The 21611-nt window shown below is 72.6% G+C and carries 20 protein-coding genes; 11 read left to right on the top strand and 9 right to left on the bottom strand.

The genetic code is table 11. From position 1 onward, the window contains the following. Positions 1-12: 12 nt before the first annotated feature. Complete coding sequence (locus tag ACH34W_RS31895) at positions 13-2712, bottom strand: hypothetical protein (RefSeq protein ID WP_395964843.1); 2700 nt, start codon at positions 2710-2712, stop codon at positions 13-15. A 136-nt stretch (positions 2713-2848) separates the two neighbouring features. Between ACH34W_RS31895 and ACH34W_RS31900 the strand changes: the two genes are divergently transcribed. Then, complete coding sequence (locus ACH34W_RS31900) at positions 2849-3970, top strand: EamA family transporter (protein ID WP_395964844.1); 1122 nt, start codon at positions 2849-2851, stop codon at positions 3968-3970. 6 nt (positions 3971-3976) lie between these two features. On the opposite strand, the gene ACH34W_RS31905 is transcribed toward ACH34W_RS31900, so the two are convergent. Continuing rightward, positions 3977-4762: an ABC transporter permease gene (locus ACH34W_RS31905; RefSeq protein ID WP_395964845.1), complete on the bottom strand. Its 786-nt coding sequence runs from the start codon at positions 4760-4762 to the stop codon at positions 3977-3979. A gap of 52 nt (positions 4763-4814) precedes the next feature. Beyond that, on the bottom strand, positions 4815-5765 hold the full coding sequence (locus ACH34W_RS31910) for an ATP-binding cassette domain-containing protein (protein ID WP_395964846.1): 951 nt from the start codon (positions 5763-5765) through the stop codon (positions 4815-4817). Positions 5766-5866: 101 nt separating this feature from the next. On the opposite strand from ACH34W_RS31910, the gene ACH34W_RS31915 reads away from it, so the two are divergent. The 3 genes from ACH34W_RS31915 to ACH34W_RS31925 are packed head-to-tail and all read left to right on the top strand — an operon-like array spanning position 5867 to position 9054. Then, the gene (locus ACH34W_RS31915; RefSeq protein WP_395964847.1) at positions 5867-6607 is read left to right on the top strand and encodes a TetR/AcrR family transcriptional regulator; all 741 of its coding nucleotides are present in this window, start codon (positions 5867-5869) and stop codon (positions 6605-6607) included. A 51-nt stretch (positions 6608-6658) separates the two neighbouring features. Continuing rightward, positions 6659-8059, top strand: coding sequence for a hypothetical protein (locus ACH34W_RS31920; protein ID WP_395964848.1), 1401 nt, complete (start codon positions 6659-6661; stop codon positions 8057-8059). Beyond that, positions 8056-9054 carry an ARPP-1 family domain-containing protein gene (locus ACH34W_RS31925; protein WP_395964849.1) on the top strand — a complete coding sequence of 333 codons (999 nt, stop codon included), beginning with the start codon at positions 8056-8058 and terminating at the stop codon, positions 9052-9054. Before ACH34W_RS31920 ends, ACH34W_RS31925 begins: the two co-directional genes overlap by 4 nt. 253 nt (positions 9055-9307) lie before the next feature. Here the strand turns inward: ACH34W_RS31925 and ACH34W_RS31930 are convergent, their stop codons facing one another. Beyond that, positions 9308-9730 (bottom strand): acyl-CoA thioesterase, encoded by a 423-nt coding sequence (locus ACH34W_RS31930; protein WP_395964850.1) that lies wholly within the window; start codon positions 9728-9730, stop codon positions 9308-9310. A gap of 121 nt (positions 9731-9851) precedes the next feature. Here ACH34W_RS31930 and ACH34W_RS31935 point away from each other — a divergent pair, with 121 nt between their 5' ends. The 5 genes from ACH34W_RS31935 (at position 9852) to ACH34W_RS31955 (ending at position 16142) form a co-directional block, all read left to right on the top strand. Then, complete coding sequence (locus tag ACH34W_RS31935) at positions 9852-10706, top strand: AI-2E family transporter (RefSeq protein ID WP_395964851.1); 855 nt, start codon at positions 9852-9854, stop codon at positions 10704-10706. Positions 10707-10816: 110 nt separating this feature from the next. Next, positions 10817-12679, top strand: a complete 1863-nt coding sequence (locus tag ACH34W_RS31940; RefSeq protein ID WP_395964852.1) for a glycoside hydrolase family 3 protein — start codon at positions 10817-10819, stop codon at positions 12677-12679. Positions 12680-12777: 98 nt separating this feature from the next. After that, the gene (locus tag ACH34W_RS31945) at positions 12778-14004 is read left to right on the top strand and encodes an LLM class flavin-dependent oxidoreductase (protein WP_395964853.1); all 1227 of its coding nucleotides are present in this window, start codon (positions 12778-12780) and stop codon (positions 14002-14004) included. 12 nt (positions 14005-14016) lie between these two features. Next, the gene (locus tag ACH34W_RS31950; RefSeq protein ID WP_395964854.1) at positions 14017-14742 is read left to right on the top strand and encodes a phosphatase PAP2 family protein; all 726 of its coding nucleotides are present in this window, start codon (positions 14017-14019) and stop codon (positions 14740-14742) included. A 110-nt stretch (positions 14743-14852) separates the two neighbouring features. Continuing rightward, entirely contained in the window at positions 14853-16142 is a 1290-nt protein-coding gene (locus tag ACH34W_RS31955; RefSeq protein WP_395964855.1) for a cytochrome P450, read from the top strand. 46 nt (positions 16143-16188) lie between these two features. Here the strand turns inward: ACH34W_RS31955 and ACH34W_RS31960 are convergent, their stop codons facing one another. After that, a complete protein-coding gene (locus ACH34W_RS31960) occupies positions 16189-16932 on the bottom strand; it encodes an alpha/beta fold hydrolase (protein WP_395964856.1) in 744 nt (247 codons plus the stop codon). Positions 16933-17016: 84 nt separating this feature from the next. Here ACH34W_RS31960 and ACH34W_RS31965 point away from each other — a divergent pair, with 84 nt between their 5' ends. Further along, positions 17017-17964, top strand: coding sequence for a helix-turn-helix transcriptional regulator (locus ACH34W_RS31965; RefSeq protein ID WP_395964857.1), 948 nt, complete (start codon positions 17017-17019; stop codon positions 17962-17964). 28 nt (positions 17965-17992) lie between these two features. On the opposite strand, the gene ACH34W_RS31970 is transcribed toward ACH34W_RS31965, so the two are convergent. Genes ACH34W_RS31970 through ACH34W_RS31985 form a run of 4 tightly spaced genes read right to left on the bottom strand, consistent with a single transcriptional unit; the run spans position 17993 to position 20876 of the window. After that, positions 17993-18754 (bottom strand): SDR family oxidoreductase, encoded by a 762-nt coding sequence (locus ACH34W_RS31970; RefSeq protein WP_395964858.1) that lies wholly within the window; start codon positions 18752-18754, stop codon positions 17993-17995. A 49-nt stretch (positions 18755-18803) separates the two neighbouring features. Then, positions 18804-18935 carry a hypothetical protein gene (locus ACH34W_RS31975; protein ID WP_395964859.1) on the bottom strand — a complete coding sequence of 44 codons (132 nt, stop codon included), beginning with the start codon at positions 18933-18935 and terminating at the stop codon, positions 18804-18806. 44 nt (positions 18936-18979) lie between these two features. Next, a complete protein-coding gene (locus ACH34W_RS31980) occupies positions 18980-20104 on the bottom strand; it encodes an AAA family ATPase (protein ID WP_395964860.1) in 1125 nt (374 codons plus the stop codon). Then, entirely contained in the window at positions 20091-20876 is a 786-nt protein-coding gene (locus tag ACH34W_RS31985; RefSeq protein ID WP_395964861.1) for an RNA ligase family protein, read from the bottom strand. Before ACH34W_RS31985 ends, ACH34W_RS31980 begins: the two co-directional genes overlap by 14 nt. Positions 20877-20975: 99 nt before the next feature. Here ACH34W_RS31985 and ACH34W_RS31990 point away from each other — a divergent pair, with 99 nt between their 5' ends. After that, complete coding sequence (locus tag ACH34W_RS31990; protein ID WP_395964862.1) at positions 20976-21605, top strand: TetR/AcrR family transcriptional regulator; 630 nt, start codon at positions 20976-20978, stop codon at positions 21603-21605. The last annotated feature ends 6 nt before the right edge of the window (positions 21606-21611 follow it).

Consider the following 21611-nt stretch of genomic DNA (forward strand, 5'->3'; position numbering starts at 1 on the left):
CATTTCAGGGAGTCACGAAGGTGAGAGTTCCGCGGCGACGCCGTCGAAATCGGCGCTGCTGAGCGTCAGCGCCGGCGTGCTGCCGATCGCCTGCGTCGCCGGCGCACGCCCGAGACCGCGCGTCGCGGCGCGGTCCAGGTAGGCCTCGATGAGCCGCGCGCCGGTCAGCCGGCCACGGCCGCGCAGCGTGGCCATGTCGCGGTGCACGATCTCCCACGCGTCCTGGCCGAGACGCAGCCGCCGTTCCTCAGCGAGGAGCCCCAGCAGGCGCGTGCGCGGCCTCGGGGCGCCCAGGTCGGGAAGGCGCACCGCACGCAGGTCGGCGACCAGCTCGGGTGCGGCCGCCGACAATTCACCGACGCGGTCGGGTTCGCAGGTGCCGAGCAGCGCGGTGTCGCTGACGCCCTCCAGGCGGGCACGGTAGATCGCGGCGGCGTAGGCGGAGCCCTGCGCGTCGTCGAGGATGAGGCCGTCCAGTCCCTCCAGCAGCAGGACATGCCCGGCGTGCTCGTCGAGCGCGCCGCGCAGCCCGTCGGGCCCGTCCTCGCGCAGCTCCTCGGAGTGCATGGTGTGGACCTCGCCGCTGGACACCTCCACCTCGGCGAGGGCACGCGCGACCATGCGCGCCAGGCGGCGCTGCCCGCACGACACGGCGCCGATCAGCAGCAGCGCGGGCACCGAGGCGCTGGAGACCTCCTGGCCGCGCAGGCCCTTGGCCCACTTGCCGCGGCGGCGCACCTCGGTGACGACGCGTTCGATGTCGTCGGCGCCGCACAGGAACCGGATGCCGTACGCCTCGGCGACCTGCGTGCCCGGCTCGGGCGCGGCGGCGGGAGGCACGGGCGGCGGCGGCTCGGAGACCGGCGCGGGCGGCGGCGGCAGAACAGGCGGCGGCGTGGCCGGCTCCTCGGCGCCCGGCCACACCGGCGCCGCTGCGCGGTCCAGCTGGGTCGCCCCCGGGCCGGGGTCGAGCTGGGTGGCCTCGGCCTCGCCCGGCCACGCCGGAGCCGGCTCCCCGGCGTCGGCCTGCGGCCATGCGGGCGCGGCAGGCGGCGGCTCCTCGGCGGCCGCCGGCGGCGCAGGCGGCGCAGGCGGCGCGGGGGCGGGGGCGGGGGGGTCGGGCATCGGCGCGGCGACAGGCGCGGGTGGCTCCGGCGGCGGCACGGGCGCGGAGGGCGGTGGCGGGGGAGGCGGCGTGGGAGCGGGCGCCTGCGGCTGCGGCGGCAAAGGCGCCACGGCGGCGTCGGCGGCCTGTTCGCGTTCGGACGCCAGGTGGGCGCGGGCCGCCTTGATGATGTCCCAGGCGCTCAGCTCGTCGGTGGAAGGCGGCGAGTGCACGCCGGTGCCGGCGAGCTCGGCCGCGGCCGCCTGCGGGACCGCGAACCCGACCGCGGGCGGCGACACCTGCGCCAGCCGGCACCACGTCAGCCCCAGCGTGTACGTGGTGGCCAGCAGCGCCGCGAGCGCGTCGGTGTCGGTGGAACGCAGCGCCTCGGGCAGGCGCCCGTCGCGCGGCCAGAGCTCGCGCAGCGGGCTGCCCGGGTCGGCCAGCACCGCCTGCAGCGTGCGCGCGCTGTCGGGATCCAGCCAGCGTTGCAGCGCGGGCAGCACATGCGGCGCGGCCTGCAGGTCGGCGGCGAGCACGGCGATGCCCGCGCGGCGGACCTCGTCATGGCCGCGCCCGGCGGCACCCGGCCGCGGGCCGGTCAGGCCCGCCACGATCTGCTGCAGGTCGTACAGCGCCAGCCGCAGGTACTCACCCGGCGCGGCGTCACGCACCATCGGCGTGGCGTACTCGGCCGGGCAGCGGCGCCGCCACTCCTGCAGGACGGCCGCCGGGCCGTAGCGGGCGGTGGCCAGATCCTGCGGGACCAGCCGCAGCGACGCTGCGGTCACGGCGGCCAGCGCGTCGGCGCCGGGCCGGAACCGCGGGTCGCCCTGCAGGCCCGCCGCCACCTCGTACATCACCCGGGCGATGTGCGCGGCGCCGCCGGCGTCGCCCGCGCCGAGCCTGCTGATGTAGTAGCCGGCCAGCGTGCTGAAGTCGGGCGGCATCATCCAGTGCAGCCGCTCGGCGGGCGTGGTGAGGAACGGCACGAACGACTCGATCAGCGGGTTCTCGCTGAGCGCCACCGGAGAGCCGGCGCACCACAGCAGCGCCGCCCAGGCCGCCGCGATGGTGCTGGGCGTGCCGGGCGCGAACGTGGGGTCCTGCTGGGCGAACTGCGCGGGGTTGACCGCGAGGGCGGTGGTGATGGCCTGCTGGACCGGCGCCACGACCGAGGTGTCGGGTGCCGGGCCGAGGAACCCCAGCGACGACACCCGTCCGGCCGACAGGTCCGGGCCGGTCGGGAACAGCTGCGGCGGCACCGGCGGGGTCGCCGCGCCGCGCGGCGCGGGCACCGCCACCCGGCGGTCGCCCGGGTCGGCCGGCGGCGGGCAGGGATGCCAGCTGCCGTCCAGGCCGCAGCGGTACCAGCGGCCCCACGCGCCGTAGAGCCACCATTCACCGGCGCCCCACAACATGCGCGCGACGGTCTGCTCCGCCCGCTGCTGGGGAGGGGCGGTCTGCCACCACGCCGAGGTCACCAGCTCGCGGACGTTCGCCTCCACCGCCGTGAAGAGGTCACCGGCGGCGCCGCCCGCGCCGCCCCCCGCCCCCGTGCCACTCCCGGTTCCGCCGAGTCCCGCCCCGGCCCCCTGCCAGCTCACGCGGCGATCCTAGTCCGCCCCGCCGGATCGGCGGTCATCATCGGCGATCACACCCTGATCACACCCTCGATGTGTAATGAGCGTTATGGCATTATGCTCGTGAATTCCGGACTGGGGCATGAGAGGAGGCGGCGGCATGACGGTGGACGGGACGCGCGGCGGTCAGGGCGACGGGGCGGCCCGCGCGAAGGCGTGGGGACTCGCCCTCGCGGTGTTCTCCTCGGTGTGCTTCGGCGCCTCCGGGCCGTTCGGCAAGGCGCTGATCAGCGCCGGGCTGACCCCGCTGCAGGCGGTGTGGCTCCGCATCGCCGGCGCCGCGCTCGTCCTGGTGCCGCTGGTGCTGGTGCTGCGCGGCGCCACCGGGCTGCGCACCCTGAGGCCGCACCTGCGCCCCGTCATCCTGTACGGCGTCACCGGCGTGGCGGGCTGCCAGGCGTTCTACTTCGTCGCCGCCTCGCGGCTGCCCGTGGGCATCGCGATCCTGCTGGAGTTCACCGGGCCGCTGCTGGTGCTGGCCTGGATCCGGCTGGTCCGCCGCACGCCCGTGCACCGCACCGCCGCCCTCGGGATCACCGTCGCCATGATCGGCCTGGCCATGGTCGTGCAGGTCTGGGCGGGGCTGCGGCTGGACGCCCTCGGGCTGCTGGCCGGGCTCGGCGCGGCCGCCTGCCAGGCCGCCTACTTCCTGCTGGTCGAACGGCTCACCGGCGGCGTCGACCCGCTGGTCACCACCGCCGCCGGTGCCATCGTCGCCGCCGTGGCGCTCACCGCGATCGCCGCCCCGTGGACCCTGCCGTGGGAGGTCCTGCCCGCGCAGGTTCCCGTCGGAGACCATGCCGCGCCCGGCTGGCTGCTGGCCGCCTGGGTCATCGTGGTCAGCACCGTGCTGGCCTACCTGACCGGCGCGGCCGCGGTGCAGCGGCTGTCGGCCGAGGTCGCCGGCGCGATCTGCTACACCGAGGCCGTCGCCGCCACCCTCATCGCCTGGGCCGCGCTCGGCGAGCGGCTGACCCCGGTGCAGCTGGTGGGCGGTGCGGTCGTGCTGACCGGCGCGTTCATCGCGCAGCGCGCCGTCAGCGCCCGCGACCTCGCAGCCACCCCTGCCACCCTCGATACGCCCGGCGCGCTCGGCATGCCCGGCACACGCGCCGATTCCGCCGATTCCACGGATTCCGCCGGAGACTCTGCCGCTTCCGCCGCAGCGGACGTGCCCGATGAGACCGCCGAGGGGCCGCACGCCCACGCCTTCAACCGCTGACCGTTCTCAGGCGTTCTCGCGGCGGAAACGGCGCGTGCCGAGCACCAGCGACACCACCAGCAGCGCCACCGTCACCGCGGCGCCCTCGGCCACCGCCAGGCTGGCGTAGTCGCCGCGGAAGGCGGCGCGCACCGCCTCCACCACGTACCGGAACGGCGTGAAGTGCGACACCACGTCCAGCCACCCCGGTGCCATGCTCATCGGCAGCAACATCCCCGACAGCAACATCAGCGGCAGCGTCACCGCCGACAGCAGCGGCGCGAACGCGTCCTCCGACCGCGTCATCAGCGCCAGCACGTACGACAGCGACGCGCAGCCGACCGCCAGCAGCACCACGAACACCAGCCCCGCCACGAGCCCGGCGGCCGGGGCGCGCAACCCCATCGCCAGCCCGGCCGCCACCAGCATCACCGCCTGGACGGTCAGCACCAGCGTGTCGCGCAGGACCCGGCCCAGCAGCAGCGCGACCCGGCTCGCCGGGGTGACGCGCAGCCGCTCGACCACTCCCGAACGCAGGTCGGCGATCAGGTCGAACCCGACGAACCCCGCCCCGAACAGCGCGAGCTGGATCAGGACGCCGGGCACGAACACCTGCCAGGCGTTGCCGCCGCCGAACGACCCGACGCCGGTCATCGTCGTCAGCAGCGGGCCGAACAACACCAGATACAGCAGCGGCTGCACGGCGCCGAAGACGATCGCCACCTTGCTGCGCAGCGTCTGCCGCAGCTGACGGCGGAAGATCAGGCCGGTGTCGCGCGCGGTCCGGGCAACAGACATCTCTGCAAGAGACACGGAAGGCTCCTTTTGAGGCGTTCAGGGCTTCAGTTGTTCAGGGGGCAGGCGCTCAGGCGGCGTCGCGGAGCGAACGGCCGGTGACGGTGAGGAAGACGTCGTCGAGCGTCGGGCGGGCCAGATGCAGCGAGACCAAGCCGACCCCGGCGGCGTCCAGGGCCCGTACCAGCCCCATCAGCGCCCGGTCGCCGTTCTCCACCGTCAGCCGCACGGTGCCGCCGATGACCGTGGCCTCCCGCACGGCGGGATCGCCGGACAGCGCCGCCCGGGCGCGGGCGGCTCCGTCCGGGCCGCCGGCGAGGTCGAGGGTGACCACGTCGCCGGACACGCGGCGTTTCAGCTCGGCGGGCGTGCCCTCGGCGACGATCCGGCCGTGGTCGATGATGAGGATCCGGTCGCACAGCGCGTCGGCCTCGTCCAGGTAGTGCGTGGTGAGGAAGACCGTGGTGCCGTCCTCGCTGCGCATCCGCCGGATGTGCTCCCACAGGTTGCTGCGGCTCTGCGGGTCCAGCCCGGCCGTCGGCTCGTCCAGGAACACCAGCGGCGGCCGGTGAACGAGCCCCAGCGCGATGTCCACGCGCCTGCGCTGCCCGCCTGACAGCGACCCCACCGGGCGCCTCAGCATGCCCTCCAGATCCAGCCGGGCGCACAACTTGGCGATGCGCTCACCGGGAGCGGGCACCCCGTACAGGCGTGCCTGCAGATCCAGTTCCTCGCCGACCGGGACCGCGGGGTCGGTGCCGCCGCCCTGCGCGACATAGCCGATGCGGCGCCGCACGCCCGCCGGGTCGGCGCGCAGGTCGTGCCCGGCGACCGTGGCGCTGCCCGCCGTCGGCGTCAGCAGCGTGGTGAGCATCCGCAGTGTGGTCGTCTTGCCCGCGCCGTTGGGCCCCAGGAACCCGACGATCTCGCCGGCCCCGACCTGCAGGTCGACGCCGCGCACCGCCTCGACCGTGCCGTGCTTGCCGGTGAACGTACGGGCCAGCCCGCTCGCCTTGATCACACTCGCCTCCCTGAGAACGTCCCGATGACTTCACTAGAGTAACCACAAAGTTTAAGTCACTCCAAATTTTCATCCACTCCATGTTGGATAGGCTTGCGCGCATGGGTGAGGGCGAGGAGACCGCCGGGAAGGCGGCAGCGGGCGAGAGGGCCACGGCACCGGAGCTCGGGCTCCGCGAGCGCAAGAAACGCGAGACCCGGCGGCGGATCTCCGACATCGCCACCGGGCTGTTCATGATGCGCGGGTTCGACAACGTCACCGTCGCCGACGTCGCCCGCCACGCAGACGTGTCGGTCAACACGGTCTTCAACTACTTCAAGACCAAGGAGGACCTGTTCTTCGACCGGCAGGGCGAGGTGACCGACCAGGCCGCGCGGGCCCTGCGCGAGCGCCGCCCGGGGGAACCGGCCGTCGCGGTGTTCCGCCGCGAGTTCCTCGACGGCCTGGATCGCAACAGCTACCAGACCGCCTTCCACGAGGGCGCCGAGATCTTCGCCAAGACCGTCCGCGACAGTCCCGCCCTCACCGCCCGCGCCCGCGAGATCGGCCTGGAGGCGCAGGCCCGGGTCGCCGAACTGCTGGCCGAGGAGACCGGCGCCGACCCCGACGACATCACCCCGCGCGTCGCCGCAGCCATGATCTTCTCCGCGCACTGGGAGCTCATCGACGACATCCAGCGGCGCAAGCTCGCCGGGCAGAGCCTGGAGGAGATGCGCGAAGCCGTCTACGCCAACGCGCGCCGCGTCTTCGACCTGCTCGAACAAGGACTCGGCGACTACGCCGCCCGCACCCCGACCGAGACGCACACCGAGACGTCCACCGGGACGTCCGCTGAAAAATAAGTGTCGGCGCACTCCCGGTGATTCTTAAAATCCATGATTGCGGAGGCATTCATGGACACCCCCACACTCCTGGCCCACCTCGAAACGCACACCGGTGCGCTCGCCCTGCCCCGGGGCGGCACGCTGTGCTGGGACGACGCGGACTTCCACCGCGCCGCCTACACCGACGACCCCGAGGGCTACGCGCTGCTCGGGCTCGCGCCCGGCGTGCTGCCCTGGCAGCGCGCGCGGGTGCTGCTGCAGCTGCTGGCCGCCTCCCAGGCGGGGCTGGACGACACCACCCGCGGCACGCTCGCCCGCGTCGCCCGCGTCCTCACCCTCGCGCTGCCGCCCGCCGCCGTCATCACCGTCCTGCTCGGCCTGCGGCGGCTGCGCGCCAACCACAAGCACACCACCCGCGCCGCGCTGCGGTTCGTCCTGGAACACCCCGAGGCCGACATCCTCATCGCGGCGCGCCGCCCCGCCCTGGTCGACTGCTTCGAGCACGCCCTCGGCAAGGCCACCGCGCGCGGCTGCGCCCGGCGCATCGACGACGGCGACACCGGCTCGGACTACCTGCGGCGCCGCCTGCTGCGGTTCCTGACCGCGCCGCAGGCGGCGATGCCGCGCGTCCGGGCCCTGTACGGAATCGATGCGCAGGGGGAACGCGGCGACGGCGAACGTGGCGACGGGGAACACAGTGCCGGCGAACGCGGAGACGGCCAACGCGGTTCGCCCGCCGTGGTGCTGCCGTATGAGCCGGTGCTCGCCCTCGACCCCGTCCGTGAGCGCAGTCCCGTCGTCACCGCCACCAACCGCGGTGACATCGCCGCCACGCTGGTGCACCTGTACCGCGGCGGGCCCGCCGACGACCTGCACACCGCGCTCGGCCGCTACGTGGCCGCCGCGACCGCGGCGCTGCCGCGGTTCGACGGCACCGTCGCGGTCGTGCTGGACGCCTCGGCGTCCATGCGCGGCTACGGCGACCGCGAATGGGCCGTGCTGTCGCAGGCCGCGGCGCTGCGGATGGTCCTGGCGCGGATCTGCGCCCGGCTGGAGGTCGTCGAGGTCGGGGGATCCGAACGCGCCCCGGCCGGCGCCACCGACCTGGCGACCGGCGTGCTCGACGCCCTCACCGCCACCCCCGACCTGGTCGCCGTGATCTCCGACGGCTACGAGAACCTGTTCCCCGGCGACCTCGCCCGGGTCGCCGCGACGCTGCCGCGCGCCGGTGTCACCACCCCGGTGGTGTTCTGCCAAGCGCAGTTCACCGGCGCCGACGACCTCACGCTGCGCCGCCCCGCGCCCGCGCTGCCCCAGCGAGGCTTCTGGCACCAGGACGACTTCACCGAGCTGCTGCCCTGGATGTTCGGCCACTGCGCGGCGGGCGGCCCCTGGCTGCGCGCCGCGATGCACGCCCGGCTCGACACCCTGGACCGGCAGGCGGCACACCTAGGAGGGCTCGCCGCATGACGACCACCGACATGCCCGGAACGCCCGGATCGCTCGAGCCGCTCGTGCCTGGCCCGGTCGACCTCACCGGATACCGGCTCGGCGCCCCGCAGCAGGCGGGCGCGCTCACGATGATCCCCATCACCGGCCCCGCCTACCCCGGCATCGTGCCGCCCCGCTCCGGCCTGAAGCTGACACAGGTCGCCGGATACGGGCGGGTGGAGCTGCGCAACGGCTCACCCGACGGCGTCGCGATCGTCCCGCTGCACATCGGCTACATCCAGGACGCCGCGCAGAACCACGCCCTGTGCCGCTCGGCGTTCCTCGCCCCCGGCGCCGCCGTGATGTTCGACGACGCCTGCTGCGTGCAGGAAAGCCAGGGCGGCTACCTCACCGAGCGCGACCAGTGGTTCTTCGTGCTGCCCGTCGAGCTGCGCGCCCGCGCGCTGGAACTGCGCGGCGTCCACGGTTACAGCAAGCTCTGGAACGACATCGGCAACCTCAACGCGCGCTACGGGCTGCCGCGGCGCGGCCACCTGGAGCAGGTGCTGTCGCGCAAGCGCGCCGTCCTCACCCAGTTCCAGAGCCGGCTGGAGCCGCAGCCCGGCCAGCTCGGCGCGCTGTTCTTCATCGGCGGCCGGTTCGCTGGCCTGGAGCTGGCACCCGACCCGGTCTACTTCGCCGAGGTGTGGATGGCGCTGGTGTGCTTCGCCTACGGCGCCGCCGCCTGGCACGCCGAGCCGCAACCGGCACCCGGTGACCTCACGCCCGCGCCGTACGAGGCGGCGGACCTCGCCTCGCTGCGCGCCGAACTCGCCCGTGACCGCGCGGCCCGCACCTCCGAGATCGCCGGCTGGGCCGCCGCCGTCCCGGCCGGTGACGCGCGCCTGCAGGAGGAGGAACGCTACCTCGGCCTGCGGCTGTCCACCGTGACCGGCGCCGAGCTGGCCGGGCAGGTCGTCACCGACGGCGACCGGCCCGTGTACGCCTCCCTGTTCGCCCGGTCGATCACGTGATCGACCGCGTGAATCGGTCGCGTAAATCGGTTGCCCCGGGCGGCCCGGGACCACTTGAATCGTCATGCGGGAACTGAGCCGGGCACGTCGGGCGAAACCCTGATTCCACATTTGGGATTCGTCTTTGAAACGATCATCCGCCCGACGAGGCGCCGGCCGCCCGTCCCGCATCTGACCGCCCGCCGGAACCGTCACCCGGCAGGCCGGCTCCGCCCAGATCGGGCTCCGCCAGAGATGGCTCAGTCAGAAATGGCTATGCCGGATTCGGCTCTGCCAGATACGGCTCCAGGGCCAGTCGCACATCCGGCGGTATCTCCTTCTTGCCCTTGGCCGCCGGGTCGATGAACACGTGCCGCACCTCCCCGTCGGCGATCAGCCGCTCGTCCACCCGGAACTCCGGCTGCACGATCATGCTGGTGACGCCGAGCTTCACCAGCGGCATCCGCACGTCCAGCAGCTCGTCGAACCGCGCGCCCTCCCGGAACCGGATCCGCGCCTCCGCCACCACCAGGTCGTAGCCCGCCTCCACCACGTCGGTGTAGGGGCCGATCGCCGCCCGCCACAGCTCAGTGAGCGCCACGTCGTAGAACGAGAGGTAGTGGGCGTTGAACACCACGCCCTGCTGGTCGCACTCGCTGTAACGCACCCGCATCCGGTGCGTGAAGATCTCACCCATGGCAGGCATCCTCGCCCTCCGGCCCCGCCCCGCGCATCCCCCCTACGGCCGAGACGAAGATTCGGCAAAGAACATCCACGCCCCGGAGCGCACCTGCCGCCGCCGCGCCTAGCGTGCCGGAATGGCGCAGCCAGAGGATCCTCCGGCCACCGGCCCGGCGCGGACGATGCCGCCGTGGCTGCCCAAGGCGTTCGTGCTCGCGGCCACAATCGTGCTGCTGTTCGCCGCTGGGCTGTGGCTGCTCGACAAACTCCAAGGGCTGCTGCTCCTGCTGCTGACATCGCTGTTCCTGGCGTTCGCGATCGAGCCCGCGGTCAACTGGCTCGCCGCCCGCGGCTGGCGGCGCGGCTGGGCCACCGGCGTGATGTTCCTGCTCACCACAGCGGTGGCCGTGGCCTTCTTCGGCGTGCTCGGCTCGCTCGTCGTCGACCAGGCCACCAACCTGGTGAACGGCTTCCCCGAATACGCCGACCGGCTCATCTTCTGGATCAACGACACGTTCGGCACGCGGCTGTCCCAGGAGAGGCTGTTCTCCAAGCTGCCCACGCTGACCCAGGAGCTGTCCAAGCACGTGTCGGGCCTGGCGGGCAACGTGTGGGGGATCGGCGCCACCGCCCTCGCCGTCATCTTTCAGGGCCTCGGGATGTTGCTGTTCACCTTCTACCTGTCGGCGCAGGGCCCCCAGTTCCGCCGTGCCGTGTGCTCGCTGCTGCCGCCGCACCGCCAGCGCCAGGTGCTGTGGGCCTGGGAGATCGCCATCCAGAAGACCGGCGGCTACATCTACTCGCGGGCCCTGCTCGCGCTGCCCCTCGGCGCCAGCCTCCAGGCGTTCCTCAGCGCCTACATCCGCCGGTACGACGTCGAGGAGCACCCCCTCACCACCACCGTCGGGCCGCCACCGGTCAGCGGCGAAGAAGAGGAGGAGGAAGGCAAGATCCAAGAAGAGAGCGAGGGCGAGGGCGAGAAGGACGGTTAAGGGCGGTTGACGCGCGGCGCGCAGATGCTTACGTTTCCACCAGGAACGCGATCTTGGTCGTGTCCCATGCCGTACGGGGGCGGCGCCGGAGCGAGCGCAGGGAGCCCGTCATGCCCACCCGAATCACCGCGGCCCGCCGTACCGTCATCGCCGCCGTGGCGGCGCTCACCCTGTCCGGCATGACGCCCGTTCCCGCCCAGGCCGACGCCGACGCCGCCGACCGCGGCAAGGACCGGCAGCTGCTGCGGCTCATCAGGTCGATGACGCTGGAGGAGAAGGCGGCGCAGCTGTTCGTGCTGCAGGTGTACGGCAAGAGCGCCGACACCACCGACCCCGCCGACGTCGCCCGCAACCGCAGGCTGTACGGCCTGGACAACGCCGCGCAGCTCATCGCGCGCTACAAGCCCGGCGGCATCATCTACTACTCCGCCGACCCGCCCAACGTCACGGGCCCACAGCAGCTCGCCGCGTTCTCCAACGGCATCCAGCGCGCCGCGATGGCGACACGGATCCCGGTCCCGGCGACGATCGCCACCGACCAGGAGGGCGGCATCGTCGCCCGCGTCCAGCCACCCGCCACCCAGTCACCGGGCAGCATGGCCCTCGCCGCCGGACGCCGCACCGGCGACGCCCGCGCCCTGGCCCGCATCACCGGCCGGGAACTGCGCGCCATCGGCATCAACCAGGACTACGCACCCGACGCCGACGTCAACGTCAACCCCGCCAACCCCGTCATCGGCGTCCGCTCCTTCGGCTCCGCCCCCGCGCTGGTGTCGAAGATGGTCGCCGCCCAGGTCGACGGCTTCCGCGAAGGCGGCGTCACCGGCACCGTCAAGCACTTCCCCGGCCACGGCGACACCAAGCTCGACAGCCACACCAGCGTCCCGCGGATCGAGCACACCCGCGAGGAATGGGAACGCATCGACCTGCCGCCCTTCAAGGCCGCGATCGCGCGCGGCGCCGACTCCATCATGACCGCGCACCTGATCTTCCCCGCGCTGGACCCGTCGGAGGACCCCTCCACGCTGTCCAAGCCCATCATCACCGGGCTCCTGCGCGAAAAGCTCGGCTACAAGGGCGTCATCGTCACCGACGCCCTCGACATGCAGGGTGTGCGCGACAAGTACGGCGACGACCGCGTCCCCGTCCTGGCGCTCAAGGCCGGCGTGGACGTGCTGCTCAAGCCGCCCTCGTTCGACGCCAACGGCGACGGCCTGTTCCGGGTGCAGCTGAACGCGGTCGTCAACGCCGTCCGCGGCGGTGAGCTCACCGAACGCCGCATCGAGGAGTCGGTGTACCGCATCCTGGCGCTGAAGAAGAAGCGCGGTCTGTTCCGCGCCCCCTACGTCGACGAGTCCAAGGTCGGCCAGATCGTCGGCAAGCCCGCCAGCCTGGCCGCCGCCCAGCGCGCGACCGACCGCACCACCACCCTGGTCAAGAACGACACGCGGCTGCTGCCGCTGCGTCCCGGCGCCCGCAAGGTCCTCGTCGCCGGCTGGGGCGTCACCACGACCAGCACCCTCGCCGGCGAGTTCACCAAACGCGGCGCCACGACGGCCGTGCAGGAGAGCGGGGTCAGCCCCACTCCCGAACGCATCCAGCAGACCGTCGCCGCCGCCCAGGACCAGGACCTCATCGTCGCCGTCACCAACCGCGCCTGGGACATCGAAACGTCCACACCCGGCAACCCGCACAACGGCCCCGGCCAGATGAACCTGGTGAAGGCGCTCATCGCCACCGGCAAACCCGTCGTCGTGGTCGCGGCCCGCGACCCGTACGACATCGCCTGGTTCACCGAGGCGCAGACCTACGTGGCCACCTACTCCTACACCGCCGAGGCACTGCGGTCACTGGGCAAGGTGCTCTTCGGCGAACTGTCCCCGGCCGGGAAGCTGCCCGTCGCCATCCCCGTCCGCGACAACCCGGGCCAGACGCTCTACCCGTTCGGCCACGGCCTGAGCTACCGCCGCTGAACGCCGCGCCCGCATCATCGTGATCTCCGTCTCGACGCGGCGCGCCGCCCGGTGATAGGCACGTCTAGAACGCGATTCGAATCTGGACAGGGGTTCCGATGAGCACACCCACTTCCACCCCCGACCCCGCGCCCGGCTCAACTCCAGGCTCAGCGTCCGGCGGCCCGCTGCGGTTCGGCATCTTCCTCGCCCCGTTCCACCCGGCCGGGCAGAACCCCACGCTGGCTCTGGAACGCGACCTCGACCTGATCGCCCACCTGGACTCGCTCGGGTTCGACGAGGCGTGGATCGGCGAGCACCATTCGGCCGGGTTCGAGATCATCGCCTCGCCGGAGGTGTTCATCGCCGCCGCGGCCGAACGCACCCGCCACATCCGGTTCGGCACCGGCGTCTCCTCGCTGCCCTACCACCACCCGCTGATGCTGGCCGACCGCATGGTGCTGCTCTCACATCTCACCCGCGGCCGCGTCATGCTCGGCGTCGGCCCCGGCGCGCTGCCGTCGGACGCGTACATGATGGGCATCGAGGTCGCCCGCCAGCGCGACATGATGGAAGAGGCCCTGGAGGCGATCCTCCTGCTGCTGCGCGGCGACGAGCCCGTCACGTTCAAGACCGACTGGTTCGAGCTGCGCGACGCGCGCCTGCAACTGCGTCCCTACCGCGGCGAGCTGGAGGTGGCGGTCGCCGCGATGGTGTCCCCGTCCGGGCCGCGTGCCGCCGGGCGGTTCGGCTGCAGCCTGCTGTCGCTGGGCGCCACCCAGACCGCCGGGTTCGACGCGCTCGGCTACCACTGGGGCGTCATGGAGGAACGCGCCGCCGCGTTCGGCACCACCGCCGACCGCTCCGCGTGGCGGCTCGTCGGCCCGATGCACCTGGCCGAGACCCGCGAGCAGGCCGCCCGTGACGTCGCGTTCGGCCTGCCCGACTGGGTGACCTACTTCCAGAAGGTCGCCGCGCTGCCGATCGCACCCGAGACCGCCGATCCGGACGCGCTGGTCGAGGCCATCAACGCCACCGGCTTCGGCGTCATCGGCACCCCCGACGACGCCATCGCCCAGATCGAGCGGCTCGCGGCGCAGTCGGGCGGCTTCGGCGCCTACCTGCTGATGGCGCACGAGTGGGCCGACACCGCGCAGACACGCCGTTCCTACGAGCTGTTCGCCCGCTACGTCGCCCCGCGCTTCCAGGGCTCGGCCGCGTCCCTGACCGCCAGCCGCGACTGGGCCGCCGAGAACCGGCCGCAGTTCATCGGCGCCACCACCGAGGCCATCATGGCCAAGGTCCAGCAGCATGCCGCCGAGTCCGGGGGAACGCCGGCGGAGTGAGCACCCGGCCGGATGAGGCAAGATCGAAGGCATGCGGGTGCCTCGATCGGGGGCGGGCGCCTTCCGGCCAGGTTGCCTCCTCCCCAGGTCTTTCTGATCCGGCTGCGGCCGTACGCGCTGCCGCTGGCCGCCGCCGTCCTCCTGCTCGCGACCACGCTCGACGTGCTCGCCGGCGGGCTGCTGCGGCGGTTCGACCACTGGGTGTTCGACGGCGGGCTGCCCCCGCGTACCGGCGCGTGGCATTTCTTCTGGCGGATCGTCGTCAACGGCGGCCAGTACTGGATCGTGGCGACCGGCGTCGTGCTGGCGACGCTGTGGGTCGCGTGGCGGCACCGCGACCAGGGCCGGCGCAGCGTCATCGGCTTCCTGGCCAGGGCCGGGCTCTGGCTGGCCGGCACCGAGCTGACGATCCGGGCCGCGCAGATCGGCTTCGCGCGCACGCCGCCGCGGACCGGGGCCGACCTGTTGTTCGAGGGCGGCTACCTGTCCTACCCGTCCGGGCACGCCGCCAACGCCGCCGCCTGCTGGATCTTCATCCTCGCCATGCTGGGCGCGACCCGGCGCTGGACCATCGCCGGCCATGCGCTGATCGCCGGCGTCGCGTTCGCGGTGGTGACGCTCGGCTACCACTGGCCCACCGACGCCATCGCGGGCTGGGCCCTCGGTGCGGTCCTCGGCTGGGGCGGCGCCGTGCTCGTGACAGGGTGGCCTGGGTCACAGGACGCCCCAGCCCATTGACCGTAACCAAGCACTTACCCAAGCATGGGGGTAAGGGCAGGAAAACCGCCAAGCGGAGCTTGTCCGTTGAAAGGGCGGTTGGGTGGGGGCTGAGGGAAGGCGGCGCGGCGATGACGATCCAGGCACCGGGCGGGCAGGTCGGCGGCATCAATCTCAGCGATCTGCGGTTCTGGCAGCGCCCGCTCGCCGAACGGGCCGCCGCGTTCGCCGTGCTGCGCGAGCAGGACGGGCCGCGTTTCTTCCCCGACCCCTCGATCCCGTTCACCAAGCGCGGCCCGGGCTACTGGGCGCTGGTCCGGCACGCCGACGTGACCGAGGCCAGCCGCAATCCGCAGATCTTCAGCAGCGAGCCGAACGCCACCAGCGTGGTCGACTCGCCGAAATGGCTCGACAAGTACGTCAACTCCATGATCAACATGGATGATCCGCGGCATGCCAAGATCCGCCGGATCGTGTCGCGCGCGTTCAGCCCCAAGATGCTCGCCAAGACCGAGGACGACATCCAGCGCCGGGCGGCGCGGATCGTCGACGAGCTCATCGCGTCCGACCCCGGCGACTTCGTCGCCGGGGTCGCGGTGCGGCTGCCGGTCGAGATCATCTGCGACATGCTCGGCATCCCCGAGCGTTACTACCCGCGCGTGATCCAGCTGACCAACATCGTGCTGGGCAACTCCGACGCCGAGTTCACCGGCATCACCCCCGAGATGGGCAAGCTCCGCACCGGCCTGGGCCTCGCCAAGGTCGCCCTCGCCAGCCGGGAACTGCACGTCATCGCGGCCAAGCTCGGCAAGGAACGCATCGCCACCCCGACCGGCGACCTCACCTCGGCGCTGGTCAACGCCAACATCGACGGTGAGAAGCTCACCGCCCAGGAGTTCGGCACGTTCTTCCTGCTGCTGGTCGTCGCCGGCAACGAGACCACCCGCACCGCCATCGCCCACGGCCTCCAGCTCTTCAGCGACAACCCCCGCCAGCGCGAGCTGCTCCTGGAGGACTTCGACGGCCGCATCGCCGGCGCGGTCGAGGAGATCGTGCGGATCTCCACGCCGGTCATCCAGTTCCGCCGCAACCTCACCCGTGACCACGAGATGAACGGGCACACCTTCCGCAAGGGCGACAAGGTGATCCTGTACTACAACTCGGCCAACCGCGACGCGGCGGTGTTCGACGACCCCGACGCCTTCGACATCACCCGCGACCCCAACCCCCACGTCGGCTTCGGCGGTCCCGGCCCGCACTTCTGCCTCGGCGCCAACCTCGCCCGCCGCGAGATCACCGTGATGTTCCGGGAGCTGTTCACCCGGCTGCCCGACATCCGCACCGCCGGTGAACCGGACCGGCTGGTGTCCAGCTTCATCAACGGCGTCAAGCGCCTGCCCTGCACGTTCACCGCCCCCTGACCCGGCCGGGCCAGAGGGCGGTGCACCGAGAACGCCGAGGACGAGGTCAGCGGGCGATCTCGTCCAGAAGCGCGGCCAGTTCCTTGGGCTTGGAGAACATCGGCCAGTGCCCGGTCGGCAGCTCGTGGTAGGTCCACTCCGGCCCGGCCATCAGGCTGAACACAGGGTTGCCGCTCGCCGCCAGCTGCTCCACCATCGCCAGCGGGATGCTGTTGAAGATCGCGCTCTTGGGCGTGTCCGGCGGCGTCTGCGGCCGGATCAGCGGCTGCACCGCCGCGCCGAACGGCTCGGGCGTGCCGCGTTCGGCGATCATGGCCAGATGCTCGGCGGTCAGCCCGGCCAGCGTGACCGGGTCGGCCTCGGGGTCGAATGCGGGCACCGGCAGCCGCCAGCCGTCGCCCTCGGACTCCACCTGCTTGCGCGTGGCCGCCTGCTCCTCGGGGTCGGTGAAGTCGATCTGCGCCATGCCCGACGGCATCGGCCCGGTGTCGACGTAGACGATCCGCTTCAACCGCTCGGGAACGCGGTCCGCCGCGCCCGTGGCGGGCATGCTGGCGCCGCTGTGCGCCACGAGGATCACGTCCTGCAGGTCGTTGTCCTCGATGACGCCGATGATGTCGGCGATGTGGGTGTCGACGTTCACCTCGGGGGTCGCCTCCGCCGCCCGCTCGGCCAGGCCGGTGAGCGTCACCGCGTGCACCTCGTGCCCCGCCGCGCGCAGCCCGGCCGCGACCTCGTCCCACGCCCACGCGCCGAGCCAGAAACCGGGGACCAGTACGAACGTCGCCATCTCGATGCCTTCTCTCTGTCGATCCGTTGGCACTAACCTACGGTCAATACCGGACAGTTCCCGCCCGGATTAAGAGGGTGACCTGTGTCACATCCGACGACCCGTGTGCTGACCATGCTGGAGCTGCTTCAGGCCCACCACCGCATCCGCGGCACCGAGCTGGCCGAGCGCCTGGGCGTCGACGAGCGCACGGTGCGGCGGTACGCGGCGCGGCTGGAGGAGCTCGGCATCCCCGTCGTCGCCGAGCGCGGGCGCTACGGCGGCTACCGGCTGATGCCCGGCTTCAAGCTGCCGCCGCTGATGCTCACCGACGACGAGGCGACCGCGGTCGTGCTCGGGCTGCTGGCCGGGCGCCGCCTGGGCCTGCCCGGAGAGGCCACCGAGAGCACGCTGGCCAAGGTGCAGCGCGTCCTGCCCGCCGCGCTGCGCGAACGCGTCCAGGCCCTGCAGGAGACCCTCGGCTTCACACTCGCCGCCCGTGACGCGACCGCCCCCGCCACCGCCGCCCTGCTCACCCTCGCCGCCGCCGCGCGCGAGCGGCGGCGGGTGCGGCTGCGCTACCGGTCCTGGCAAGGCGATGAGAGTGAACGTGACCTCGATCCCTACGGGTTGGTCTTCCACTCCGGACGCTGGTACGCGACCGGGCACGACCACCGCAGCGGCGAGGTCCGCACCTTCCGCGTCGACCGCGTGGTGTCGGTGCAACCCGGCGAAGGCACCTTCGAGATCCCCGTGGACGCCGATCCCGTCCAGCACGTCACCCGTTCCCTGGCCAAGGTCCCCTACCGGCACGACGTCGAAGTCGTGCTGGAGACGTCCCTGGACGAAGCGCGGCGGCGCGTCCCCGCCTCCACCGCCACGCTCACCGAGACCGACGGGGGAGTGCTCATGGTCACCCGCGCCGAAAGGCTCGACGGCATGGCGACGATGCTCGCCGGGCTCGGCTGGCCGTTCCAGATCCGCCGCCCCGACGAGCTGCGCGCCGCCGTCCGCGACCTCGCCGCCGGCCTGCGCGGCTACGCCGACAAGTGAACAGCCGACGCGAGCAGCCGGCACGTGATCAGCCGCGGCCGACGAACGAGGGCATCGCCGTCGCCAGCACCGTGAGGTTCTGCACGTTGGCGTCCAGCGGCAGACCCGCCATGTAAAGGACGCCGTCCACCACATGCCGCACGTCCATCACCGGCTCTGACCTGGTCGAGCCGTCGGCCTGCAGGGTGCCCGACCCGAAACTGCTCGTCATGTCGGTGGCGGCGTTGCCGATGTCGATCTGGCCGCAGGCGATGTTGTAGCGGCGGCCCTCCAGTGACAACGTCTTGGTCAGCCCGGTCACCGCGTGCTTGCTGGCGGTGTAGGCGACCGAGTTCGGACGCGGCGTGAACGCCGACAGCGAGCCGTTGTTGATGATCCGGCCGCCCTGGGGCCGCTGGCCCTTCATGACGCGGAACGCCTGCTGCGCGCACAGGAACGATCCGGTGAGGTTGGTGTCGATGACCGTGCGCCACTGCGCGAGGTCGAAGTCCTCCACCGGCGAGGGAGAGCCGAACGTCCCGGCGTTGTTGACCAGGAGGTCCAGCCGCCCCCACCGTTCCGTCACCGCCGCGAACAACGCCTCCACCGACTCCGGCGCGCTCACGTCCGCGGTCACGGTGAGGACCTGGTCCGCCGGCACGCCCGCGGCGTCCGCCGTCGCCCGCAGCGGCCCGGCCCGGCGTCCGGCCAGCGCCACCCGCCAGCCCGCGCCCAGCAGCGCCGTGGCGACCGCCCCGCCGATGCCGGACCCGCCACCTGTCACCAATGCCACCTGACCAGGAACTTCCATGAGCGTTCCTCCTTCGCGTTCGGCCTCACAGGAGTGTGCCAGCAGCGGCTTACCCGGCGGGCAGCCCGGCCCGGACGGGGAGGTTCCGCGCGAAGCGGCGCAACAGCAGCGCCGCGGTCACGCTCAGCCCCGTGAACAGGCCCAGCCAGGTACCGAACTGCTCGGACGCGGCCGCCATCATGGACCCGCTGGTCGGGCTGCGTGACCGGCAGGGGCTGGCGCCGGTCAGGCCGTCGACAGCCAGTGCACCCGATGCGCCTCGGTCGGGTCAGGAGTCTCCCAGCGGCCGACCAGCCGGTCGATGACTGCGTCCGGGACGGGCGCCCGACGGGCACGGTTGCGTTCGCGCAGCACTCCCGGCGGTGCCTCCAGCGCGACCAGCTCGATGCGGCCCCGGTAGTCGGCGACGAGGCCGGTGCATTGCTCGCGCAGCATCCGCGACACGTTCGTGGCGTTCCAGACGAACGAGCGTCCCGCCCGCAGATGCCCGCGCGCCAGCTCGTGCGCGGCGGCCGCCACCGGGCGCTGGTCACCGGACGGCTTCACGCCCATCTCGGCGCGCAGCCGGTCCAGGCTCACCACCGGCAGGTCCGGGCGGTTCGCCGCGATCCAGTGGTCCTTGCCGACCCCCGGCAACCCCGACAGGACCGTCACCGTGAGCCGGGTGTCGTCGTAGGCGTCGTAATCGGGGTCGCGGCCTGGCTTGCGGAAATACCAGAAGCGGGCGTGATCGGACGGGAACCGCCGCGGCCCGTCCAGGCAAGCCTGCTCGGCGCAGTACTCCTCGTACAGCGCGATGTTGTCCAGGACCTCGTCGGTGTCGCCGCAGATCCGGCCGAGGATGTCGGCGGTTGACAGCAGCACCAGGTCGTCGTTGCGGGCCAGCAGGCTCACCCGGAACACGATCTGCTGCAGGTCCGGGCGTTCCAGCGCCCAGAACGGCACCTGATGGTGCCGCACCAGCGCCGCCACGTGCTCCCGCCACGCGACCGGCGCGCCGAGCTCCCACAGGATCCGGCGCACCATCAGATCACCGCGCCGCGAGTGGCCGTGCGCGGTGATCCGGCCGTCGGCGCCGGTCTGCGTGCAGTACGGCTTGGCGACGTCGTGCATCAGGACCGTGGTGAACAGCCGCACCCGTTCATCGGCCGGGCGCGCCCGCCACGCCGGCAGCGACGCCAGCGCCTCACACGCCATCCGCGTGTGGATCTCCACATCGCCCTCGGCGTGATGGATCGCGTCCTGCGGGACGCCCGCCAGGTCGTGCACCCACGCGAACGTCTCCTTGATCTCCGGCCACGGCACCCGCCAGTGCGGCGGCGCCGGGCACAAGTCCTCAAAGACCTGCATAGAGCACCTCCGGGTCTGCCAGGCCGTTGGCGACGATCGGCCGGTCCTGCCAATGGGTGCCCGAGTCCAGGATCGCGGTGAGGAAGCTCGCCCGCACCCACTTGAAGCGGTCGACTGTGAGCCCGTCCTCCTCCACCTTGATGTAGAGGCCCTCCATGTCGTCTGACCGGTCGGTCTCGTCGGCGACCCTGGCGGGGTCCGCGCCGCCCGCCGCCGCGGCGGCTCGCAGCGCGTCCCGCCACCCCGCCGTCCGGCAGGTCGAGGTCCCGGTGAGGGCCGTCAGCGATGCCAGATCGGGCAGCGGGCCCTCGTGCAGCACCGGCACCGAGACCACCGGCGACCCGGCGAGCAGCTCGCGCCGCCGCCCGGTCGACAGGAACGTGCCATCGCGCCGGTCGAGCACGTCGAACTCGCAAAAATAGTGGGGGAGGGCGTCATAGAACATCGTGTGCTTGGCGTACAGCCACTCTCCGTACAGCACATACCGGTCGCCGAGCCGCGGCCACAGCTGGTGCTGCACCGACGCCGCCCACGCCTTCAGCGGGCCGAACTGGCGCTCGCGCGGCCCACCCGTCAGGTAGTGGCCGCGGCTCTGGAGCCGCAGCTCACCCGCCGCCGAGAAGCTGATCCCGGCGTTCGCGCCGTCGAGCTTCTCCTCCACGACCAGATACCGCCCCACGATCTCCCCGAAGGGCACGGCGGCGAGATCGTGGTCCCCTGGCTGCAGCCGGGAGCCCTCGATATGCCGGGTCCGGGGATATTTGCGAAGCATGCGATCCGTTGTAACGGACGGCGGCGGCCCCGGCCAACCGGATTTCACCGGGCCGCGACGCCACAGCTAATGCAACCTGCGTTGCGTTACAGTGGGGGCATGACCGCCGGGGCGTCGGAGCCGGGCACGGTGCGGCCGGGCGGGCGCACCGCTCGGACCCGTGCCGCCGTACGGGAGGCGACGCTCGCCGAGCTGGCCGAACACGGCTATCAGGGACTCACCGTCGAGAACGTCGCGGCGCGTTCGGGCGTGCACAAGACGACCGTCTACCGCCGCTGGGGCAACGCCGAAGGCCTCATCGCCGACGCGCTGGAGCTGGCCGGCGAGGAGCCCTGGCCGGTCCCCGACACCGGCTCGGCCGAGAACGACCTGCGCGAGCTGGCCCGGCTCGTCCACAGCGGCTTCGCCGACCCCGAGCTCGGGCCGGTGTCATCCGCCTTCATCGCGGCCGCCGTGCAGGATCCCGGTGCCGCCGCCGCGCTGCACGCCTTCTTCGCCCGGCGTCAGCAGGACGCCGCGGTCATCGTCACGCGAGCCGTCGAACGCGGTGAACTGCCACCGGGCACCGATGCCGCCGAGGTGGTGCGCTCAGCCGTCGCCCCGCTCTACTACCGGCTGTTCATCTCCGGTGAGCCGGTCGACCAGGACGTCGCGGACCGCGCAGGAGCGGCCGCGTTCGCCGCCGCCCGAGCCGGTGTCTTCGCGGCAGGCAGCCAAGCGGGCGAGTGACCAGGC

The sequence above is a fragment of the Actinomadura sp. 6N118 genome (assembly GCF_044326415.1).
Classification (GTDB): domain Bacteria; phylum Actinomycetota; class Actinomycetes; order Streptosporangiales; family Streptosporangiaceae; genus Spirillospora.